Genomic DNA, 20,312 nt, shown 5'->3' with positions numbered 1-20,312 from the left:
GGTTATCGCCCGGTTCGGCCACGCGTGGACCACGTGGTTCTATGCGCTCGCGGCGGCCGTCCCGCTGGCGCTCGTAGCGGCCGGCGCGGTCGGCGTCGGACGGCCCCTCGCGGTCGACTTCCTCGGTTTCGTCGTCTGTCCGCTCCTCGGAGCCGGTGGATTCGTCGTCGACGCGGGCCGGTATCTCTTCGCTTCGCGCTGACCGGCGCGGAGTGGGTCGTCCCGGCGGCACGGACTGTTCGGGAGCCGCGGCCCGCGGGTCGCCGTCGCCCACGATTTTTGTCGTTCGCGTCCGACGGTTCGGTATGGCCATCCCGACCGACTCGGTCCGGCGGTTCCGACTCCGTGCCGCGAACGCGTACCTCGTCTCCGACGGCTCGGAGACGGTGCTCGTCGACGCCGGGACGCCGCGGGACCGCGACCGACTCCTCCGCGGTCTCGCCCGCGTGGACCTCGACCCCGGCGCTATCGACCGGGTTCTCGTGACCCACTTCGACCTCGACCACGTCGGGACGCTCGCGTCGCTCAGCCTCCGCGACGACGTGCCGATTCACCTCGCCGAGCCGGACGCTTCACACCTGACAGGCGCATCGAAGCCGTCGCTCCGGTCGGCGAAGGGCGCGGCGCAGCGCGTGCTCACGTCGTTTCTCGACCGACCGACGAACCCCGTTGAGGTCGTCCGCGACGGGGACGAACTCGGCGGCTTCGTCGCGTATCGGACGCCGGGACACACCCCCGGGCACACCGCGTTCGTCCACGAGGACCACGGCGTCGCGTTCGTCGGCGACATGGTCCGCGAATCGAACGGGAGCCTCGGGCTGTTGCCGGGCATCCTCGCGACTGACGCCGCGGAAAACAGGCGGAGCGTCCGGGAGTTCGCGGCGCGGTGCCCGCCGGTCGACGTGGTCGCCATGGGACACGGAGAACCGGTCACGGAGTACGGATACGGCGCGCTGAAGCGACTCGCAGACAAGCTCTAACTGGAGCGCCGCCGCTCTCGGAGAGAGGGACGCAGTTACGTAACAGCGAGACACCGAGCTATCGCTCGTGTCTGAGTTAAGAGCGGGGACCGCGGCCGAGCGCAGGTCCCCGGACTGACCAAGCCACTGTGAGGAGCACCAGTCTCACAGCTGCCTGACGCGCCCGGCGGAAGTGAATCGAACCACGCGCGTCAACACCACGTTGGACACTAGTTGTAAAAAGTCCTTTGTTATCGCCAATTAGAACCACGCCCTCCAGAACGACTGGATAAATATGCTCTTATGTGAGTCATATAGCCGTATCAACTGAACATATGGTAACCCTCATGGTTGTTACTGGACGAACGAACGGCAGAATCGTGAAGAATCTACCGAATACGAGGACGACGGTCGAATACGGGCGAAAATAGGCTATCTGACCAGGTATGGGTCCGCTCCGGGCATGAAGCGGCCGAGGTCGGACTCGCGGCGGAAGTCGGTCGACTGCAGTTCCAACAGGCCGGCGACGAGCTCGTCGTGGTCGCCGTCGTCCCACTCGGCGGGGTCCTTGATGGGCAACACGAGAAAGCCGCTCCCGCGGAGTTCTTTCCCGTGGAGCACCTCCATGTCAACGTCGGTCTTCCAGCCGACGGACGTGTAGTTGTTCAGGACGTGCTTTGTCGCCACCGCGCCGACCGGCAGGAGGACGTGCGCGGCGATGGCGCGGAGTTCAGCGTCGAAAAAGCGCTCCATGTCGGTGTAATCGGCCGCTGACGGCGTTCCATCCGGCACGCACATGTGTAGGTACGAGAAGAACGTGCGGTTCACCGTCGGTTCGTCGCCGGCCTCGGCCAGCAGTTCGCCGTCTTCGAGTGCCGCGAACAGTTTGTCGCCCGCGTCTCCCGAGAAGGGGACGCCGGTCTCGATGCCCCCGTGGACGCCGGGGTGGTCGCCGATGACGTGGAAGTCGGCGTTGGCGTCGCCGTAGCCGGGGACGTACCGGTCACACGACGGTCGCATGTCGAACGGGTTTCTCGTGCGGTCGGTTACGTTTCTCACGGTACTCTCTGTGGGAGCGGGGAGTAAAGAAGACGTGGTTCGCCCCGATATCGTACACGAACGAGCGTGAGGAACACATCAAGAGAGAACGTCGTCCGCGCCGTCGACTCGGCGAGCCCCCCGCTCAGAGTTCGACGCCCGAGGGGATGAGGCTCTGGCTCCGCAGGAGCGTTCCGTCGCCGTCGTAGACGAGGAACGTCGATTTCTCGAAGGTCTCGAAGTGGTCGCCTTCGATGGCAACGTCGACGCGGTAGCGGCCCTCGTCGTCGCCCGCGGCGCGCCCGTACTCGCGGGCCGCGCGGATGAAGTCCAGTACGTCGTCGGCGCGAGCGTTGAGTTCGAGGACGTAGTCGCCGGTGAGTCGGTCCGTCACGCTCACGACGCCGCGGGCGTCCGAGTCGTCGACGGAGTCTTGCAACCGAAAGGAGACGTCCAGTTCCTCCGCGGCGAGCACGTCGCCGCTTGTCGAGAGGAACCGAGACCGAAGCTCCTCGGCCGGGCCGTAGAAGTCGATAGATACCGTCGGTTGGCGAGGGTCGCCGTCGTCCTCGTACCAATCGACATCGCGGACATCGAGTTCGAAGTAGTCACGCCGCATTCCGTACTGTTGGTTGTACTGCGCTGCCTATTAACGTGACGCCGCCCGAAGCGTGGTTCCGGCGTCGAAACCGGCCGATTACGCCGGTTCAGCACCCGCTCGATACCCGCTCGGCACAACGGTTATCGGCCGCCGACGCGAGCGAACCGCATGGAACCCGTCACCCTCGACGAGTGCTTCGCGTCGTTCGACGAGATGTGGGCCCCGAGAATCGCCGCGGAGCTGAACGACTACGCGGTGAAAGTCGCAAAGCTTGACGGCGAGTTCGTCTGGCACGCCCACGACGAGACCGACGAGCTGTTTCTCGTCCGCGACGGACAGCTCCGAATCGAGTTCCGTGACCGCGACGACGCGGTACTCGAGTCGGGCGACCTCCTCGTGGTCCCCCGCGACGTCGAACACCGGCCCGTGGCGCTCGAACCGACCGAAGTGCTTCTCGTCGAGCCGACCGAGACGCTCAACACCGGCGACGCCGCGGAGAGCGACCTGACTCACGGCGACCCCGAACAGCTCTCCTGAGGTGCCGTCCGGTCCGGGGACCGCCTGCGACCGCGCCGTCGGTAGTTTTTACCTGTCAGCCCGTGCGATTGTCCTATGGTCTGGGTCCGCTCCGAACACGCGGGTGCGCTGGCGGTCATCTCGACGTGGCTCTGCGCGCTCCTCCCGTGGAACGTCACGTACACGCCGAACCTCTCGGGCGTGAGCCTGCTTTTCGTCCGGTTTCCCTTCGCCGAGATTCAGTTCGCGTGGGGCCTCTCCAGCCGCGTCGCGGTCAGGACCCCGCTGTCCGCGCTCTCGCTCCAGTCGGGGCAGACCGTCGCGGTCGCCTACCAGGCGTGGGTCGTCGGCACGGCTGTCCTGGCGCTCGCCGTCCTGTTCTCCATCGTCTACTACCTGCGCGACGAGCGAGTCGAAGCCGGCCCGGTCGACCCCGTTCGGGTCCTCGGCGGCCTTCTCGGCGTCGTCGGCGTCGTCCTCGCCGCGGCGACGTACCTGTTCGTGACGCGCGGCCTCCCCGGGATTCCGCTCCCGCTCGGGGTCGTCATCTCGCTCATTCTCGCCGGCGTGCTCCTGACGGTCGACCGGACCTGAACGCGAGCTGTGGTCCGGGTCGTTCTCGCCGAGTGACAGTCTCCCGCGCGGACCTTTTAAGTTCCAACCCACCATACCTCCCGACCAACCAACCGGGTGACGATGGCACGAGATACCACGAGCGAGACGACGGCGGCGCGCGACCCCCCAGTCGACCGGGGGGTACTGAGACTCCTCGCCGACGGGGAGTTCGACGCCGCGACCGCCGAGACCCGGCGGCTCCTGCGCCGGACCGCGGAGATGCTCCGGGGGTCGAGCCTCGACGTGCTCCCGCTTTCGCCCGACGACACGCCGCTCGGGTCCTACGAGATTCCCGAGGGCCACGAGGAAATCGACCGCTACTGGGTGAACGCCCCCTTCGCCTACGTCGTCGTCACCTACGACACGGACGCGACCGCCCATCAGTACCACACCGTTGAACCCGACCTCGACGGGTTCGAAGCGACCCTGCTCGAACGCGTCCGCACCGACGTGCGCGACCCGCTTTTGTACCGCCGCGAGGCGGACCCGCGGACCGAGTCGGCGCTCGTCGAAGAGCTCCAGTCACTTCTCGAACAGTACGGGCAGGAACTCGACATGAACACCTTCTACACGCTGTTGTACTACCTCCGACGCGACTTCCACGGTTACGGTCGCCTGGACCCGCTGATGAAGGACCCGCACATCGAGGACATCTCATGTGACGGTTACGACCTGCCGCTTTTCGTCTACCACGACGAGTACACCGACATCGCCACGAACGTCTCGTTCGAGGCCGAGGAGCTCGACAACTTCGTCATCCGACTCGCCCAGCGCTCCGGACAGCACATCAGCGTCGGCGACCCCGTCCTCGGGACGACGCTCCCGAACGGCGCGCGCGCCGAGTTGGCCCTCGGCGAGGAGGTCACCCCACGCGGGTCGGCGTTCACCATCCGCCTCTACGCCGAAGAGCCGTTCACGCCCATCGACCTCGTGCGCTACGGCACGTTCTCCATCGAGCAGATGGCCTATCTGTGGCTCTGTATCGAACACAACAAGAGCCTCATCTTCGCGGGCGGCACCGCCTCGGGGAAAACCACCTCGATGAACGCGGTGTCGATGTTCGTCCCCCCGCGGTCGAAGGTGCTGTCCATCGAGGACACCCGCGAACTCGCGCTCTACCACGACAACTGGCTGTCGTCTGTCACCCGCGAGCGACTCCACGAGGGGACCGACATCTCGATGTACGACCTGCTTCGCTCGGCGCTCCGGCACCGCCCCGAGTACATCATCGTCGGCGAGGTGCGCGGCGACGAGGCCGTGACGCTGTTCCAGGCAATGAACACGGGGCACACGACGTTCTCGACGATGCACGCAGACAGCATCGAGACGGTCATCAACCGCCTCGAAAACGAGCCCATCAACGTCCCGCGCGCGATGGTGCAGTCGCTCGACCTGCTGTGCGTCCAGACGCTCACCCGCCACGACGGCGAGCGCGTCCGCCGCTCGCAGACCATCGGCGAAATCGGCGACATCGACCAACGGACCGGCGAACTCGACTACTCGTCGGCGTTCGCGTGGGAGCCCGAGACCGACACGTTCAGTCAGAACGATAGCTCGCTGCTCACCGAAATCCAGCGCGAGAACGGCTGGTCGCGGACCGAACTCCGGCGCGAACTCCGTCGCCGCGAGACGTTCCTCCAGTACCTCCTCGACAAGGACGTCTCCGACTACCGGCGCTTCACCGCGCTCATCAACGAGTACTACGCGGACTCCGAAGACGTGATGCGGCGCGTCGAGGCCGACGAGGACATCGTCGACGCCGGCACGGAGGCCTGAGATGGCCGCCGCGCAGTACCTGTACCTGCTCCCCCTCGTTCTCGCCGTCCTCCTCGTCCTCCCCGTCGTCCTGTCGCCAGTGAGCCGCGCGGCCGACCTCCTCGTCTCGCGGGTCTCGCTCTCCGTCTTCGGCTTCTACGTCGCCAACGAGAACCCCCGTCGAAGGGAACAGCGCAACCAACTGCGGGCGGCACACGTGAGCGTCACCCACCGGGTGTACGCCTCGCGGACGCTCCTCATGGCGTCCGTCTTCGGCGTCGCGGGGAGCGTCTTCGGCGTCTACCTCGCCGCCGTGACGCTCGAAACGCTCGCCGTTCAGTCCGAGACGATTCGTGAGGTCCTCCCGTCCGCCCTCGGCTTCCTCGGCGGCCTCACGAGCATTCAGGCGCTCCCGCTCCGCGACCTGTTCCTCGCGCTGTTGCTTTCGAGCGCGACCCTCGGGGCGCTCCTCGCGCTCGGCGTCTACTGGGGTCGGTGGTACGTCCTCACCGAGCGCGCCCGCACCCGCTCGTCGGAAATCGAGGCGACGCTCCCGCGGACGGTCGCGTTCGTCTTCGCGCTGTCGCGGTCGGGGATGCCGTTCCCGCAGGTGTTGGAGACGCTGGCTCGAAACGAGGCCATCTACGGCGAAGCGGCGCGCGAGGTCAGTATCGTCGTCCGCGACATGGACGCCTTCGGCACCGACGTACTCTCCGCCCTCCAGACGATGGCCACGCGGACGCCGAGCCCGAGCCTCGAAGAGTTCGCCGAGAACCTCGCAAGCGTCCTCGGGAGCGGCCGCAACCTCTCGTCGTTCCTCCAAGAGCAGTACGAGCGGTTTCAGGCGGAGGCGGAGGCCCAACAACAGCAGTATCTCGACCTGCTTTCGACGTTCGCCGAGGTGTACGTCACCGTCCTCGTCGCTGGGCCGCTGTTTTTCATCACCGTCCTCGTCGTCATCGGCCTCGTCCTCGCGGACACGCTGACACTCATCAGAATCGTCGGCTACGTCGGCATCCCGCTGGCGAGTTTCGGCTTCGTCGTCTACATCGACAGCATCACCGAGTCGCTCCGGGGCGCGGCGGTCGCCGACGACGACGCGGAGGCCGTGGGCGCGTCGTTCCGACACCTCGACGCGACCGGCGGCGTCGGTTCGGCTCCGGCGACCGACGGCGGCGAGACCGATACCCGAGGCGACCCGTGGCACGCGAACCGAGAGCGACTCGCCGCCTACGACCGGTTCCGCGCGATTCGCGGCTGGTTCGACCGCCCGCTCGAAACCCTCGGCCGCCACCCGCTCGCCACGCTCGCGCTCACCGTCCCCTTGGGGCTCGTCTGGGTCGCCCTGCGGACCACGTTCCCCGCCGACCCGACGCTCCTCGGCGTCGCCGACGCGGTTGACCAACACGTCGTAGAGGCCACGGTCGGCGCGCTCGTCGTCGTCTCGGCGTTCCACGAGCTTCGGAAGCGGCGGATTCGTGCCATCGAGCGGAGCATGCCCGACTTCCTTGACCGCCTCGCGAGCGTCAACGAGGCTGGACTGACGGTCGTCCAGAGCCTTCGCCGGGTGTCGGCGTCCGACCTCGGCCCGCTCGGCGACGAGGTCGAACGCGCCGTCCGCGACATCGACTGGGGGGCCGACGCCCAGACTGCGCTCCGGCGGATGGACCGCCGGACGACGAGTCCGATGGTGTCGCGGTCGGTGACGCTCATCACCAACGCGATGAGTGCGAGCGGCGACCTCGCGCCCGTCCTCCGCATCGCGGCCAACGAGGCCCAAGACAGCCGCCGCCTCGCCCGCGAGCGGAACCAGGAGATGGTCACCTACCTCCTCGTCATCTACATCTCGTTTCTCGTCTTCCTCGGCATCGTCGCCGCGCTGACGGTGTCGTTCATCCCGGCGGTCGAGCAGGCCAGCACCGGTGCCATCGGCTCCGGCGAGGTCGCGGGCGTCACCTCCGGCGCGTTCTCCGGCCTGCGCAACGTGGACACGGGCTCCTACAAGCTGTTGTTCTTCCACGTCACGGCGATTCAGGGGCTCTGCTCGGGACTCATCGCCGGACAGCTCGGGGAGGGGCAGGTCGCCGACGGCGTCAAACACGCCGCCGTCCTGCTCGTCATCACCTACGTGACGTTCATGTTCATCTGAGTGCCGCGCCCGTCCGGCGACCCGTGACTCCCGACCGCCGCCCGCGACCCGTGCGGTCTTTGTCTCACCGCCTCGACCGACCCGCATGGACGGAGACGAACCCCGAGACGGGGTCCGCGAGACGTACGACCGCATCGCGTCGCACTTCGCGTCGACCCGCGAGTACCCGTGGCCCGAAGTCGAGTCGTTCGTCGCCGACGCGACCGAGTCCGGGCCGGCGGCCCGCGCGCTCGACCTCGGCTGCGGCAACGGCCGGCACGTGGAACTCCTCTCCTCGCACGCCGACGAGGTGGTCGGTCTCGACGTGAGCCGCGGCCTGCTCGACGAGGCGGTCGCGCGGGCGGCGGAACGCGGCTTCGACGCCGGACTCGTGCAGGGCGACGCCTCGCGGCTCCCCTTCGTCGACGACGCCTTCGACCTCGCGGTGTACGTGGCGACGATTCACCACCTCGCGCCGCGTGCGGCCCGCGTGGCGAGCCTGAACGAACTCGCGCGCGTGCTCGACGCCGACGGCCGCGCGGTCGTCAGCGCGTGGAGCACCGCCCACGACACGTTCGACCGCGAGGACGGGTTCGACACGACGGTCGATTGGACGCTCCCCGGCGGCGAGACGGTCCCCCGATTTTACCACATCTACGCGCCCGACGAGTTCGACGCCGACCTCGACGCGAGCGACCTCGCGGTCGTCGAATCGACGGTGTCCAGCGGGAACTGCTACGCCGTCGTCGCCGGGCGCTGAGAGTCGCGGACGGTTTCGGGCGTCACGGGGGATTCGGGCACCGGGAGTAATCGTGTTGTTTGCTAACTCGTTTCGGGTGGATGCTGGCCGCGCACAGGTGATGTGGGCTTAAGAGCGCCGCGACGAATTGCCGTGTATGACTGAACCCGACGAACCACGGGAGTACGAGGTTGTCGTCGTGGGCGGCGGCCCCGCGGGCCTCCAGACCGCGCTCTACACGACGCGACTGGGACACGACACCGCGCTCGTGGACCGCGGTGGCGGCCGCGCGGCCATGATGCTCGACACGCACAACGTCATCGGCGTCACCGAGGACGTCTCCGGCAACGAGTTCCTCGAAATCGCGCGCGGGCAACTCGAAGACTACGGGACCGACATCCATCGCGACTTCGTGACCGACGCAGAGCAGTTGGGCGACGGCCGGTTCCGCCTCGTCGGCAACGAGGGCGAGTTCGTCGCCGACCGCGTCGTCCTCGGCGTCGGCTTCAACGACGAGCGCCCCGACCCGCCGCTTCCCCGCACCGGGAAGGGCCTGCACTACTGCCTGCACTGCGACGCCTACATGTTCGTCGACGAGTCGGTGTACGTGATGGGCCACTCCGACTCGGCGGCCTACGTCGCCATGATCATGCTCAACTTCACCGACGAGGTTGACCTGCTGCTCCGCGGCGACGAGCCGACGTGGTCCGACGAGACGGACGAACTCGTCCGCGCGCATCCCGTCGACATCGTCGAGGAGGAGATTTCGGGCATGACGAAGCGCGACGACGGCTGGCTGGAGAGCTTCGAGTTCGAAGACGGGACCGTCCGCGGGTACAAAGGCGGCTTCGCGATGTACGGCTCGAACTACAACACGACGCTGTTCGAGGCGCTCGACGTGGAGCTCAGCGACGACGGAACGGTCCCGGTGGACGACCACGGCCGGACCAGCGTCGACGGCGTGTTCGCGGTCGGCGACATCACCCCCGGTCACAACCAGATTCCGGTGGCGATGGGCAAGGGCGCGAAAGCCGGCATCGCCATCCACATGGAGCTCCGCGAGTTCCCCAAGAGCCTCGACGAGATTCGTGCCGAGGGCGCGGTGAGCGTCGACGACGTGCCCGGTATCTCCCCCGGACTGCTCGACAAGGCGAAACAGTTTAACGAGTCACACGCGGACGACTGAGGCCGTAATTCGGCGAAATTCGGTGAAAACCGAGGCGTACGAACACCCTTCTAAAGTTCTCTCGGCCAGTACGGTCTCCCACGATGAAACGTACTGGACTTGCGACTGTCTTGCTCGCGCTCATGGTCGTACTGGCCGGCTGCGCGGGCGGGACCGGCACGCTGACCGAGACGCAGACCGACGGGGCCGCCGACGCGACGACGACCGCGTCGTCCGACGGCGACGCCGCCCGGACGGGGACCGTGAACTTCTACGTGAGCGACGAGCAGAACGCCATCGCCGACTTCGAACACCTCAACGTCACCATCGAACGCGTGACGCTCGTCCGCGCGGACGGCGACGCCGAGTCGGAGAGCGAGGTCGAAACCGAGGACGCGGACTCCGAGTCCGCCGAGAACGACACGAACGCCGACGCGGAGGCGAACGCGAGCGTCGAGGTCGAACTCGAAGCCAACGCGACGGCGAACGCGACGAACGCGTCCGCCTCGACCAACGGGTCGGTCGACGCTGACGCCGACGCCGAGGTCGAAGAATCGGCCGACGCGAACGACACCGACGCGGCCGAAGGCGAGTCGAGCGTCACCTACGAGGTCGACAACGTGACCGTCGACCTGACCGAACTGCAGGGCGAAAACGCGAGTCTCGTCGGCGAGTACGACGTGCCGGAGGGCAACTACACGAAGGTCTTCGTGCACGTGAGCGACGTGAACGGGACGCTGAAGACCGGCGAACGGGTCAACGTGAAGCTCCCGAGTAACAAGCTTCAGCTCAACACGGACTTCGAAGTCGGCAACGGCGAATCCGTCGACTTCGTCTTCGACATCACGGCGTTCGAGGCGGGCGGCAGCGGGAAGTACATCCTCAAGCCCGTCGTGAGCGAGTCCGGGACGGACGTGCCGATTACGAAGGTCGGCGCGGAAAAGAAGGCAGACGCGGAAGCCGAGGCCGGGGCTGAGGCGAACGCCGAGGTCGAAGCGGGCGAAAACGGGACCGACGACGGCGAGCGCGCCGAAACCGACGCCGAGAGCGACCTCACCGTGAGCTTCGACGGGAACGTCTCCGCCGGCGAGAACGTGACGGTCGTCGTCACGCGGAACGGGACGCCCGTGGAGAACGCGACGGTGACGATAAACGGCGAGACCGCCGGTACGACCGACGCTGACGGCGAGTTAGGCGTCACCATCCCCGACGAGCGGGACGTGACGGTGGTCGTCGTCGACGGAGAGACCGAGTCCGAGACGGAGTTCGAGTTCGAGTTCCTCGGGAGCGCCCCCGACAACCCCGCCGAGGGCGGCGAATCGACCTCCCTCGTCGCCTGACCGAAAAGGTAACATCCTTATTGGGGCGTCGAGAATGAAGGGATAGACGCGACGTTCGCGCGCATCGGTGTCTCGGCCGAGCGAAGCGAGGCCGAGGCTCGGTGCGAGCGAGTGAAGCGAGCGAGCACTGGTGTTGAGACGGACGGAGTCCGTCGATGCACGGTGCGAATGAAATGAGCACCGGTGGTCTAATGGTAAGACATTGGCCTTCCAAGCCAATTATCTGGGTTCGATTCCCAGCCGGTGCATCTTCTCCGAATCGCCGCCCGTCGAGCCTCGGCTCCGGTAGCTCTCACCCCGTCGGAATTGGTGGCTATCCTTAACTATCGTTCCACCCATATTCGTGTGTGGTGTTTTACACATGAGTCTACTCGACGGCCGCGTCGCGGTCGTTACCGGCGGTAGCTCGGGAATCGGACGGGGAATCGCGCTGGCCTACGCCGAGGCGGGCGCTGACGTGGTGGTCTGCGACATCCGCGAAGAGCCGAAGGAGGGCGGCGCGCCCACCCACGAGAAAATCGAGTCCGACACGGGCTCGTCGGCGACGTACGTCGAACTCGACGTGACCGACCCGGCCGCGTTCGAGGCGGCGATGGACGCCGCCGAGGCGTTCGGCGGCGTGGACGTGATGGTGAACAACGCCGGCATCATGGCGGCCCGAGGACTTCCTCGAAGTCACAGAAGACGAGTTCCAACAGATGATGGACATCAACCTGAAGGGCGTGTACTTCGGGGCGCAGGCGGCCGCAGCGCGGATGGTCGAATCCGGCGGCGGGAGCATCATCAACGTCTCCAGCGTCAACGGCATCTTCGGCAACGGCAACTACCCGTCGTACAGCGCGTCGAAGGGGGCCGTCCGGACGCTCTCGTACTCGCTCGCCCACGGGCTCGGCGGAGACAACGTCCGGGTGAACGCGATTCACCCCGGCGCTATCAAGACGGAAATCGGCCCGGAAGGGGCTGAGGAAACGAGCGAGGAACAGATGGCGCAGTTGAACGCGATGATTCCGCTCGGGCGACAGGGCGAACCGGACGACGTGGCCGGCGTGGCGGTCTTCCTCGCCAGCGACCTCTCGAAGTACGTCACCGGTGAATCCATCGTCGTCGACGGCGGCTGGACCAGTTGGCGGTGACGCGGGGCTGACGCGAGACTGGCGCGGAACCGATGTCGGCCTGCTTCGGGAGGACGGGTCGGTTCCCACGCCGGCCCGCGTTGTGTCTGGTGAACGGCCACGAGTCCCGAAACACACGGACTGCGGCGACTTCGGGTCGAAATCCCGGACCGTCTCTCTTATCTTCCCCCCGAACGTAACCGAACGTAATGCTGGATTCCATTCCGCTGTTCCCCGGACTCCCGGGCGGCCCAGAACTGCTCATCGTCCTGCTCATCATCGTCCTCCTGTTCGGCGCGAACAAACTCCCCCAACTGGCCCGGTCGTCGGGACAGGCCATGGGCGAGTTCCGCCGCGGCCGCGAGGAGATCGAAGAGGAACTGAAGAAGGGCGCAGAGGAAGGCGAGGACGACGACGACGAAGACGAGACTGAGGCTGAGGCCGAAGCGACCGAGGCGGAAGCCGAGAACAAACAGTAAGCGTCTCCCCCGGGGAAACAGACCCCTTGTGCGGTATTTCAGTTCGCCGAGTGCCGACAGTCGGCGGTCGCTCACGCGGTGAGTGACAACAGTCAAAATACGGAGTAGACGTGCCGGAGCGTCGAGTTTACGGCCGAGAGACCGGCCGGTCGGGGAGTAACTTCGATGAGGTATGAATGGGTGGACAGCGAGGTTGCCCGGCGTTCCGACGTGGGGAATCCCAGTTGCCTCCTCCACCCCGCGATCCCTCGAGCGACGCACGTCCGATGGTCCGCTGCTCGCTTCCGCGCCTGGCGGGGTACCACCGATGAACCGCGCGAACCCTTCCCTGCGGAAGGGGTACGCGGAGCCGCTGTCCCCGAAGGACGAGGTTTCTACGTTGGCTTCCGGGGCCCGCGCCGGTCTGACCGGACGCGCCCGTGTTCGGTCCCCGCTGAAGACCTATTTCGCGGGTAGAGAGCAGGGCCTAACTGCCCGACCTAGTCCACTCCCTCATTGTCCACCGACTGTTAAGGGCCTTTCGACTCGGATGCGGAAAAATCGGGGGACACCGTCGGGGTGGTTCGGCGTGGCGCGCCGAGAGCGGAGTGCGAGAAAACGAGTCAGCACGGGCATCGATACCGGCACCGCCGACGCCGGCTTACAACACGCCGCGGGCGTACCACGCGCCGCCGACGAAGGTGACGAACGCGGCGGCCACGACCGACCAGCGGTGGTACGTGAGCCACGAGTACTGCTGGTCGAAGCTGAACAGGAGCGTCGGGTCGATGGAGAACGACCACAGCGCGGCGATGCCGAGCATCGAAAGCGAGAGGACGAAGGCGAGCCCGGCGGCCGTCGCCGGGTCGGTCCGCTCCTGTCTGCCGGAGAGGAAGACGACCGTTTCGAGGAGCGCGAGCATCCCGACAAAGGAGATGCCGACCGGACCCGCGGCGTAGTAGGCGGCCACCTGTCCGTCCCCACCCTCGATGGCGACGGCGGGGATCGCGACGGCGATTGCGAGGAGCAGCGCGCCGACGATTCCGACGGTCGGCGCGAGGCGTTCGGCGTCCATGGCCGGTCGTTCGGGCGACCGACTGATAAACGGTTTGAGACGTGCCGGCGAGGGATTGCCCGGTTTTAAATCGCGCTGCGACGACGTGCGCGTATGGACCGCGTAGCGATTATCGGTGCATCGATGACCCAGTTCGGGCAGCGAGACGCGTGGATTCGCGAACTGCTCGCGGAGGCGGGGCAGGCCGCGCTCGCGGACGCCGACGTCTCTCCCGACGAAATCGAGCACCTCTACGTCTCGAACATGGCGAGCGGCGAGTTCGAGGGCCAGACGGGCGTGCCGAACGCCCTCGCCCACGACCTCGCGGCGATGCCCGCCTACACCGCCCGAATCGACCAGACCTCCTCGTCCGGCGGCGCTGGCGTCTACGCCGCGTGGCAGTCGGTCGCCTCCGGTGCGTCCGACATGACGATGCTCGTCGGCGGCGAGAAGATGACCCACCGCTCGACCGCCGAGGCGACCGACGTTATCGCCTCGCTGACCCACCCGGTGGAGTACAAACACGGCGTGACGCTCCCCTCCTTCGCGGGGCTGACTGCACGGCTCTACCTCGACACCTACGACGCCCCGCGGGAGTCTCTCGGAAAGGTCGCCGTCAAGAACCACAAAAACGGCGTCGACAACCCCCACGCCCAGTTCCGGAAGGAAGTGGACCTCGACACCGTTCTCGACTCGCCGGTCGTCGCCGACCCGCTTCGCCTCTACGACTTCTGTCCCATCACCGACGGCTCGGCGGCGCTCGTCTTCTGCCCCGAGTCGGTCGCCCGCGAGTACACCGACGACTACGCCGTCATCTCCGGCATCGGCGGCGCGACCGACACCCACGTCGTCCACGAGCGCGCCGACCCGACCACGATGGGCGGCGTCGTCAACTCCTCCGAAATCGCCTACGAGATGGCCGACCTCGAACCCGACGACATCGAGGTGGCCGAGCTCCACGACATGTTCACCATCCTCGAGTTCCTCCAGTCGGAGGACCTCGGCTTCTTCGAGAAGGGCGAGGGCTGGAAAGCGGTCGACGAGGGCGTCACCGACCGCGACGGCGACCTCCCCATCAACACGTCCGGCGGCCTGAAGTCGAAGGGCCACCCCCTCGGGGCCTCGGGCGTCGCGCAGGTGTACGAGATTTACAAACAGCTCATCGGTGACGCAGGCAAGCGGCAGGTCGACGCCGACGTGGGCCTCGCGTGCAACGTCGGCGGCTTCGGCAACTGCGTGACCACGACCATCATGGAGTCCCGATAATGTCCGACAATCCCCCAATGGAGGCGTACCGCTACCCCGACGGGAGCATCACCTACCCCGGCCACCCGGTCGGCCCCGGCGGCGAGGAACCGGTCGGCACGGTCGACCTGAGCGACTACACGGCGACGGTGCTGACGTGGACCACCTCCACGGCGACGCCGCCGGGCGTCCGCCAGCCCAACACGCTCGCTATCGTCGAGTTCGACGTGGACGGCGAGCCCGTCCGCGCCATCGGACAGGTCACCGGCGAGGACGAGGTCGACATCGGCGACGAAGTCGAACCGGTCTACTGCGAGGAGCTTCGAGAACCCGGCGCAGGCATCCGCGAGCCCGCGAGTCAGGAGTGGGACGGCTACCGCTTCGAACCGCTCTGAGCGGGCGAGTGTTGATATAACTACACCTTCTATCTCGCGTATGAACCGCACCAGCGGCGTCTCCGTCGCACGCGACGTGGCGGTCGCCACGGCGGTACTGGCCGGGCTGTACGGTCTCGGCTCCGGCGTCCAGTTCCAACCGTTCCAACTACCGACGTACCTGCTTATCGTCGGTTTCGACGCCATCGAAGCCGCAGTCGGCTCCGCGGGCGCGTGGTACGACCTGCTTTTCGCCGCCTATCTCGTCGGTCTCGGCGTCGTCGCCGCGGGCGTGGCCCGAGTCGTCCGCGGGAAGTCGAAGACGGACGGGCTCGCGTGGTGGCGCGTCGGCGCGGCGTCGGCGCTGGCGCTCGTGGGCGTTATCTCGCTACTGTTCGCGCTGTTGGTCCTCGCCACCGGCGTGCAGTTCACGCCCGTCCTCGTGGCCGGCGGCGCGGGGGTCGCGCTCCTCGCGCTTTCGGCGTGGGTCGGCGACGTGGTCCGCGTGGACGTTCGATCGACGCGCTAACGCAGAATCAGTCGGCTCGGGGGGCGCACCGACCGCCGCTCAGCGGTCGCTCGGTTCGTCGCCCGCGTCGGCGTCATCGCCGGGGTCGTCGCCGTCGTCGCCGCCTTTCACTTCGCGCTTAATCGACTCCAGTTCGGCGTCGACGTCGACCTTCGGTCCGTCGCGCTCGTCGTCCCCGCCGTCCGGGTCAGCCTCCTCAGTTACGTCGATTCGAACCGGTCCCGTGCCGACCGGCTCGGCGTCGCTGGAACCCCGGTTCTCGCCGCGGGAGCGCCGGCTCTCGTCGCGCCGTTGCCACTCGGATTCGAACGTGCGCTCGTCCTCGCGCCAGCGACGCTCTCGGGTCGTTCGCTCGCGCTCGGCCTCGGTGATTCGCTCGTCGAGTTCGTCGGCGAGCGAGCGGGCGCGGTCCATCACGTCGCGCGCCTCGGGGTTCGTCGGCAGGTCGGCCTCCGACAGCGCGTTTCGCAGTTCGTCGAGGGCGCGGTCGACGCCGGAGACGGCGCTCTTCGGGACGTTCCGCATCCGTGACTCCGTCTCGCTTCTGGCGTCTTCCATCGCGCGGCCGGGGTCGGACAGCCGCATGAGACGGCGGAGGAGTTCGAGGGAGGCGATGGTCGCTTCGAGGACGGCGATGACCGTCGGGATGGTGTACGATTCGGTGAACCGGAGTACCTCGCCGAACGTCAGCGGACGCGGGGGGCGAAAGCGGTCGTCGCCGGAGACGCGTCGGTCGCGGCCGCGACCGCGGTCGCGCTCCTCGCGGAGTTCCGCGCCGAGTTCGTCGAGCGTGTCCCCGAGTTCGTCGAGTAGATCGAGGATGTCGTCGTCGCGTCGTCGGTCGCTCATGGCCCACGGTTGGACCGCCGCGGGGATAAGCGTTCGAGGGGTGGCGAACCCGCGCGGGTCGAGGTAGGTCGGCCCCTACCGGCGCGGGACGGCGCGCTGGTACTGTGGCGGCCACGTCGCGTCGGCGTCGAGTTCCTCGGCGGCGTGGAGCGCGAAGTACGGGTCGCGGAGGTGCTCGCGTCCGACGATGGCGAGGTCGGCCCGGCCGTTGCTGACGACCTCGTCGGCGTGGCGCGCGGTTCGGATACCGCCGACCGCGCCGACCATCGCGTCGTCTCCTCGCGGATGACTTCCGCGAAGGGGACCTGATAGCCGGGGCCGGTGTTCGGAATCCGCTGGTCGGGGTGGATGCCGCCGGCGCTCACGTCGATGAGGTCGACGCCGAGGTCGTCGAGGTCGGCCGCGAGGCGGACCGACTGCTCGATATCCCACGACTCGCGGTCGTTCAGCCAGTCGGTCGCCGAGATGCGGACGAAGACGGGCTTGTCGTCGGGCCAGACCTCGCGGACCACTTCCGTGACCTCGCGGAGGAGCCGCGTCCGGTTCTCGAAGGAGCCACCGTACTCGTCGTCGCGGTGGTTCGTGACCGGCGAGAGGAACTCGTGGAGGAGGTAGCCGTGGGCCGCGTGGACCTCGGCGATTTCGAAGCCGGCGTCGAGGGCGCGCTCGGCCGCCGCGCGGAAGTCGTCGACGACGCCTTCGATTCCGTCGGCCGAGAGCTTCCGGAGCGGCGGGGCCTCGCCCTCGTAGGGCCACGGCACGTCGCTCGGGGCGACGGTGGTCCACCCGCCGTCTTCGGGCGCGACCGGCTCGCTCCCCTCCCACGGCCGGGACTTGCTTGCCTTCCGACCCGCGTGAGCGAGTTGGATTGCCGGTACGCTCCCCATCGACGAGACGAACGAGGTAATCTGTCGGAGCTTCTCGACGTGGTCGTCCGACCAGATGCCGAGGTCGTTCGGCGAGATGCGTCCCTCGGGGGAGACGGCCGTTGCCTCGGACATCACGATGCCCGCGCCGCCGACGGCGCGGCTCCCGAGGTGGACGAGATGCCAGTCCTCGGCGAACCCGTCGGTCGAGGAGTACTGGCACATCGGCGAGACCATGATTCGGTTCCGAACCTCGGTGTCGCGGAGCGAGAGCGGCGTAAAGAGCGAGTCCGTCATCGGCCTCGATTGGGTGGGGTCGGAAAAACCCCCCTCGGTTCCGGTGATGCAGTCCGGTTTCGGCTACTCGACCGAGCCGACGAACGCGCGCTGTTCGGCGAGCAGGTCGCGGTCGAGCGTCCAGACGAGGTCGCGCTCGCCGCGGTTCAGCGCCGCCGCGACGACGCCATCGGGCCTGACGACGAGCGAGCGACCCGCGTACTCCGAGCCCGCGGAACCGGAGACCGTTCCGCTTCCCGTCCGATTCGCGCCGACGAGCCACCGAACCCCGTCGAGGGCGCGGGCGCGACAGAGCAGTCGCCAGTTCGTCGAGTGGGCGGCGGGCCACGCGCCGACGACGAACAGGGCGTCGATTCGCTCGTCGGTCAGCGCGGCGCTGTCGCCGACGAAGTTCAGGTCGTAGCAGGTGAGAAGGCCCGTCCGTCCGGCTGGCGTGTCCGCGACGACGAGTTCGTCGCCCGGCGTGACGACCTCGGACTCGCCGCCCCAGAGGTGTCGCTTGCGGTAGACGGTCGCCGAACCGTCGGGTCGGACGTAGGCGGCTGCGTTGTAGAGCGTCTCGCCGTCGCGTTCGAGGTAGCCCGCGAGCACGTCGAGTTCGTTTTCCGCGGCGACCGAGGCGAGGAAGTCGGTCGCGCGTTCCCGCGAGATTGCACCGCTGAAGGCGCGGTTGTCGGCGACGAAGCCCGTGAGCGCGTACTCGGAGAACAGCGCGATATCGACCGACTCGGGGAGGTCGGCGGCGCGGGCGCGCACGTCGTCCTCGTTTCGCGCCGGGTCGAGGTCGAACGCCGCACGCTGTGGCACGGCGATGGTTGGACCGGTCACGCTCGGAGGAACGGATGGGCCGGGAAAAAGTGGCCCGATGGAATCGGCGGTCGGTCCCCGGAGACGCGAAGCGAAGGGAAACGCTCTTTTTACAGTCGAACGGACTTCCGGCATATGAGTGACGGGGACGACGATACGACAGAACTCTCGCCCGAGAGCTTCGACGAGCGCCTGACCGAGGCCGAGGAGGCTCTCGAGGCGGCCGAGACCGAAGCCGACCTCGACGAGGTCGAGGCTACGCTCGACGACATCGAGGCCGACGTGGAGGCCGCGGACCTGCCCGAACCGGACGACGAAGACGAAGAGGACCCCGCCGAGGAGCTCGAATCGCGCCTGTCCGACCTGCGCGACGACCTCGAATCCCAGCGCGGTCCCTACGCCGAAGACGCCGTCGAGACGCTCGAAGAAGCCAAATCCACGATTACGGACACCCGGTGGACCGAGCAGGGCGAAGGCGAAATCGTCGCCGCGGTCGAGACGTTCGCCGACGAGTTCAACGGCGTGCTCGACGCGAGCGTCTCGGTCGATGGCGACGACGAAGACGCGCTCACCGCCGCCGTCGACGACGCCATCGCGGCCGTCGAAGCGGCTGACCTCGACGCCGACGAGGACGCGGAAACCATCGCAGACCTCATCGAGGTCGCCGACGGCCTCGCGAACGGCCTCGACGACGCCCAGGAGTGGGACGACCTCGAAACCCGCGAGAAGCTCCAAGTGCAGGGCTTCTACGACGTGCTCGGCCACTACAAGGACTACCCGCCGGAGCTGTCGGCGCTGAAGGAACACGAGAAGCGCGGCAACGTCGAGATGATCGCGCTCGCGTTCGAGAGCTTCCAGTCCGACTTCATGCAGGAGTACTGCATCGAGGCGTTCACGCGGATGAACGACGACAGCGCCTACGAGACCATCGAGGGGCAGGCCAAGCGCCGCGACAAGGGCGTCATCAAGGCCATCGGCAAGATGGCCGCCGAGGAGGGCGTCGAGATGCTCGTCGACTACGTCGACACCGACAGCGACCCTGCGCTCCAGAAGGTCGTGTTCAAGGCGCTCGGCGAAATCGGCTCCGAGGAGGCGACCCAGCCCATCGCGAACAAACTCGTCACCGAGAACGACAACGTCCGTTCGGCCGCCGCGCGCGCGCTCGGCCTCATTGGCGACACCCGCGCCGTCGAACCGCTCTCGGACGCCGTCGCCGACGACGACGTGGACTCCGTCCGCGCCAGCGCCGCGTGGGCGCTCCGACAGATCGGCACGGAGGACGCGCTCGAAGCGGCCGCCGGCTACGTCGACGACCGCTCGTTCCTCGTCCAGCGCGAGGCCGAACTCGCCGCCGAGTTCCTCGGCGACGACGTCGAAGCCGAAGCGACTGTCTGAGACAGCACGACGACGCGACACCCTCGCAGTTCCGCGGTTCTCCCCTCGTTTTCTTTCTCTCGCAACCGCTCGCGCTGAGTGACCGGTCGCGAACGTTTTTGTAGGGAAACGCGACCACCGCGGGGTGTGTCCCGTCGCGCCCTCGTCGCCGCACTCACCGCTTCGCTCGTGGTCCTCATCGCGGCCGCAGCCGTCGTTCCCGCGCCGATAGCGGCCGTGCCGGGGTCGGAGCACGCGGCGAACGCGACGAATGCGACGAACAAAACCGAATCAGCCACCACCACCGCCGCCACCGCTGGTCCGCCGGAATCGGGCGCCCCTCGCATCGTCTCTGCGCTGCCCGACCCGGCGACGCCCGACGACCGCGGCGAGTTCGTCGCCGTCGCCGCGCCCGCGGGAACCGAACTCTCGCTGTCCGACGGCGAAGACATCGTCTCGTTCGCCTGCACCCGGCGGGACGGTCGCCGTCG

At 67.6% G+C, this 20,312-nt stretch carries 18 protein-coding genes, 1 tRNA gene, 1 other RNA gene and 4 pseudogenes; 17 read left to right on the top strand and 7 right to left on the bottom strand.

Going from position 1 to position 20,312, the window contains the following annotated elements; all coding sequences use genetic code 11:
* Both NKF06_RS13540 and NKF06_RS13535 read left to right on the top strand, forming a co-directional pair.
* A pseudogene (locus tag NKF06_RS13540) lies at nucleotides 1-202 on the top strand (molecular chaperone DnaJ); the annotation flags it as partial.
* A 103-nt stretch (nucleotides 203-305) separates the two neighbouring features.
* Entirely contained in the window at nucleotides 306-980 is a 675-nt protein-coding gene (locus tag NKF06_RS13535) for an MBL fold metallo-hydrolase (protein WP_058825661.1), read from the top strand.
* 411 nt (nucleotides 981-1,391) lie between these two features.
* Here NKF06_RS13535 and NKF06_RS13530 read toward each other — a convergent pair whose 3' ends face one another.
* On the bottom strand, nucleotides 1,392-2,018 hold the full coding sequence (locus NKF06_RS13530) for a uracil-DNA glycosylase family protein (RefSeq protein WP_042665360.1): 627 nt from the start codon (nucleotides 2,016-2,018) through the stop codon (nucleotides 1,392-1,394).
* Between the two features lie 124 nt (nucleotides 2,019-2,142).
* Complete coding sequence (locus tag NKF06_RS13525) at nucleotides 2,143-2,616, bottom strand: DUF5793 family protein (protein WP_004977575.1); 474 nt, start codon at nucleotides 2,614-2,616, stop codon at nucleotides 2,143-2,145.
* Between the two features lie 150 nt (nucleotides 2,617-2,766).
* Between NKF06_RS13525 and NKF06_RS13520 the strand changes: the two genes are divergently transcribed.
* From NKF06_RS13520 to tatA, 10 genes and pseudogenes are all read left to right on the top strand, one after another.
* Entirely contained in the window at nucleotides 2,767-3,135 is a 369-nt protein-coding gene (locus NKF06_RS13520; RefSeq protein ID WP_253245694.1) for a cupin domain-containing protein, read from the top strand.
* Between the two features lie 75 nt (nucleotides 3,136-3,210).
* Nucleotides 3,211-3,708, top strand: coding sequence for a hypothetical protein (locus NKF06_RS13515; RefSeq protein WP_253245693.1), 498 nt, complete (start codon nucleotides 3,211-3,213; stop codon nucleotides 3,706-3,708).
* 102 nt (nucleotides 3,709-3,810) lie between these two features.
* The gene (locus NKF06_RS13510) at nucleotides 3,811-5,505 is read left to right on the top strand and encodes a type II/IV secretion system ATPase subunit (protein ID WP_058825664.1); all 1,695 of its coding nucleotides are present in this window, start codon (nucleotides 3,811-3,813) and stop codon (nucleotides 5,503-5,505) included.
* 1 nt (nucleotide 5,506) lies between these two features.
* Nucleotides 5,507-7,633, top strand: coding sequence for a type II secretion system F family protein (locus tag NKF06_RS13505; protein WP_253245692.1), 2,127 nt, complete (start codon nucleotides 5,507-5,509; stop codon nucleotides 7,631-7,633).
* An 85-nt stretch (nucleotides 7,634-7,718) separates the two neighbouring features.
* Nucleotides 7,719-8,372, top strand: a complete 654-nt coding sequence (locus NKF06_RS13500; RefSeq protein ID WP_058828214.1) for a class I SAM-dependent methyltransferase — start codon at nucleotides 7,719-7,721, stop codon at nucleotides 8,370-8,372.
* Between the two features lie 136 nt (nucleotides 8,373-8,508).
* The gene (locus NKF06_RS13495; protein WP_253245691.1) at nucleotides 8,509-9,537 is read left to right on the top strand and encodes an NAD(P)/FAD-dependent oxidoreductase; all 1,029 of its coding nucleotides are present in this window, start codon (nucleotides 8,509-8,511) and stop codon (nucleotides 9,535-9,537) included.
* Between the two features lie 122 nt (nucleotides 9,538-9,659).
* Nucleotides 9,660-10,856, top strand: coding sequence for a DUF4382 domain-containing protein (locus NKF06_RS13490; protein ID WP_253245695.1), 1,197 nt, complete (start codon nucleotides 9,660-9,662; stop codon nucleotides 10,854-10,856).
* A 177-nt stretch (nucleotides 10,857-11,033) separates the two neighbouring features.
* A tRNA-Gly gene (locus NKF06_RS13485) sits at nucleotides 11,034-11,104 on the top strand.
* A gap of 113 nt (nucleotides 11,105-11,217) precedes the next feature.
* Nucleotides 11,218-11,989: pseudogene (locus NKF06_RS13480) on the top strand (SDR family oxidoreductase).
* Nucleotides 11,990-12,177: 188 nt separating this feature from the next.
* Entirely contained in the window at nucleotides 12,178-12,447 is a 270-nt protein-coding gene (tatA, locus tag NKF06_RS13475; RefSeq protein ID WP_253245690.1) for a twin-arginine translocase TatA/TatE family subunit, read from the top strand.
* A gap of 178 nt (nucleotides 12,448-12,625) precedes the next feature.
* Here the strand turns inward: tatA and ffs are convergent.
* Nucleotides 12,626-12,937, bottom strand: an RNA gene (ffs, locus tag NKF06_RS13470) — signal recognition particle sRNA.
* Between the two features lie 150 nt (nucleotides 12,938-13,087).
* Nucleotides 13,088-13,501, bottom strand: a complete 414-nt coding sequence (locus tag NKF06_RS13465) for a hypothetical protein (protein WP_058828209.1) — start codon at nucleotides 13,499-13,501, stop codon at nucleotides 13,088-13,090.
* A 93-nt stretch (nucleotides 13,502-13,594) separates the two neighbouring features.
* Here NKF06_RS13465 and NKF06_RS13460 point away from each other — a divergent pair, with 93 nt between their 5' ends.
* From NKF06_RS13460 to NKF06_RS13450, 3 genes are read left to right on the top strand one after another with little or no spacing between them, the layout of a single operon-like run.
* Nucleotides 13,595-14,746 (top strand): acetyl-CoA acyltransferase, encoded by a 1,152-nt coding sequence (locus tag NKF06_RS13460; RefSeq protein WP_004970992.1) that lies wholly within the window; start codon nucleotides 13,595-13,597, stop codon nucleotides 14,744-14,746.
* A complete protein-coding gene (locus NKF06_RS13455) occupies nucleotides 14,746-15,120 on the top strand; it encodes an OB-fold domain-containing protein (protein ID WP_058828207.1) in 375 nt (124 codons plus the stop codon). The genes NKF06_RS13460 and NKF06_RS13455 overlap by 1 nt, the downstream gene beginning before the upstream one ends.
* Before the next feature lie 40 nt (nucleotides 15,121-15,160).
* Nucleotides 15,161-15,628 (top strand): hypothetical protein, encoded by a 468-nt coding sequence (locus tag NKF06_RS13450; RefSeq protein ID WP_058828206.1) that lies wholly within the window; start codon nucleotides 15,161-15,163, stop codon nucleotides 15,626-15,628.
* A gap of 39 nt (nucleotides 15,629-15,667) precedes the next feature.
* Here the strand turns inward: NKF06_RS13450 and NKF06_RS13445 are convergent, their stop codons facing one another.
* The 3 genes and pseudogenes from NKF06_RS13445 to NKF06_RS13435 form a co-directional block, all read right to left on the bottom strand.
* Nucleotides 15,668-16,477 (bottom strand): hypothetical protein, encoded by an 810-nt coding sequence (locus tag NKF06_RS13445; protein WP_253245689.1) that lies wholly within the window; start codon nucleotides 16,475-16,477, stop codon nucleotides 15,668-15,670.
* A 75-nt stretch (nucleotides 16,478-16,552) separates the two neighbouring features.
* Nucleotides 16,553-17,640 (bottom strand): annotated as a pseudogene (locus tag NKF06_RS13440) (NADH:flavin oxidoreductase/NADH oxidase).
* Between the two features lie 63 nt (nucleotides 17,641-17,703).
* Nucleotides 17,704-18,468 (bottom strand): carbon-nitrogen hydrolase family protein, encoded by a 765-nt coding sequence (locus NKF06_RS13435; RefSeq protein ID WP_253245688.1) that lies wholly within the window; start codon nucleotides 18,466-18,468, stop codon nucleotides 17,704-17,706.
* A 114-nt stretch (nucleotides 18,469-18,582) separates the two neighbouring features.
* Between NKF06_RS13435 and NKF06_RS13430 the strand changes: the two genes are divergently transcribed.
* Complete coding sequence (locus NKF06_RS13430) at nucleotides 18,583-19,842, top strand: HEAT repeat domain-containing protein (protein ID WP_253245687.1); 1,260 nt, start codon at nucleotides 18,583-18,585, stop codon at nucleotides 19,840-19,842.
* 126 nt (nucleotides 19,843-19,968) lie between these two features.
* Nucleotides 19,969-20,312, top strand: a pseudogene (locus NKF06_RS13425) (phospholipase); the annotation flags it as partial.

Origin of the sequence: Haloferax sp. AB510, assembly GCF_024136985.1 — an archaeon.
Taxonomy (GTDB): Archaea; Halobacteriota; Halobacteria; order Halobacteriales; family Haloferacaceae; genus Haloferax.
Note: the sequence above shows the minus strand (reverse complement) of the source record. Positions and strands in the feature narration are given on the sequence as shown.

What these genes read in the sequence shown, in the direction of transcription:
- NKF06_RS13535 (WP_058825661.1), top strand. Translation starts at nt 306, where the DNA reads ATGGCCATCCCGACCGACTCGGTCCGGCGGTTCCGACTCCGTGCCGCG.
- NKF06_RS13525 (WP_004977575.1), bottom strand. Translation starts at nt 2,616, where the DNA reads ATGCGGCGTGACTACTTCGAACTCGATGTCCGCGATGTCGATTGGTAC.
- NKF06_RS13520 (WP_253245694.1), top strand. Translation starts at nt 2,767, where the DNA reads ATGGAACCCGTCACCCTCGACGAGTGCTTCGCGTCGTTCGACGAGATG.
- NKF06_RS13515 (WP_253245693.1), top strand. Translation starts at nt 3,211, where the DNA reads ATGGTCTGGGTCCGCTCCGAACACGCGGGTGCGCTGGCGGTCATCTCG.
- NKF06_RS13510 (WP_058825664.1), top strand. Translation starts at nt 3,811, where the DNA reads ATGGCACGAGATACCACGAGCGAGACGACGGCGGCGCGCGACCCCCCA.
- NKF06_RS13505 (WP_253245692.1), top strand. Translation starts at nt 5,507, where the DNA reads ATGGCCGCCGCGCAGTACCTGTACCTGCTCCCCCTCGTTCTCGCCGTC.
- NKF06_RS13500 (WP_058828214.1), top strand. Translation starts at nt 7,719, where the DNA reads ATGGACGGAGACGAACCCCGAGACGGGGTCCGCGAGACGTACGACCGC.
- NKF06_RS13495 (WP_253245691.1), top strand. Translation starts at nt 8,509, where the DNA reads ATGACTGAACCCGACGAACCACGGGAGTACGAGGTTGTCGTCGTGGGC.
- NKF06_RS13490 (WP_253245695.1), top strand. Translation starts at nt 9,660, where the DNA reads ATGGTCGTACTGGCCGGCTGCGCGGGCGGGACCGGCACGCTGACCGAG.
- tatA (WP_253245690.1), top strand. Translation starts at nt 12,178, where the DNA reads ATGCTGGATTCCATTCCGCTGTTCCCCGGACTCCCGGGCGGCCCAGAA.
- NKF06_RS13465 (WP_058828209.1), bottom strand. Translation starts at nt 13,501, where the DNA reads ATGGACGCCGAACGCCTCGCGCCGACCGTCGGAATCGTCGGCGCGCTG.
- NKF06_RS13460 (WP_004970992.1), top strand. Translation starts at nt 13,595, where the DNA reads ATGGACCGCGTAGCGATTATCGGTGCATCGATGACCCAGTTCGGGCAG.
- NKF06_RS13455 (WP_058828207.1), top strand. Translation starts at nt 14,746, where the DNA reads ATGTCCGACAATCCCCCAATGGAGGCGTACCGCTACCCCGACGGGAGC.
- NKF06_RS13450 (WP_058828206.1), top strand. Translation starts at nt 15,161, where the DNA reads ATGAACCGCACCAGCGGCGTCTCCGTCGCACGCGACGTGGCGGTCGCC.
- NKF06_RS13445 (WP_253245689.1), bottom strand. Translation starts at nt 16,477, where the DNA reads ATGAGCGACCGACGACGCGACGACGACATCCTCGATCTACTCGACGAA.
- NKF06_RS13430 (WP_253245687.1), top strand. Translation starts at nt 18,583, where the DNA reads ATGAGTGACGGGGACGACGATACGACAGAACTCTCGCCCGAGAGCTTC.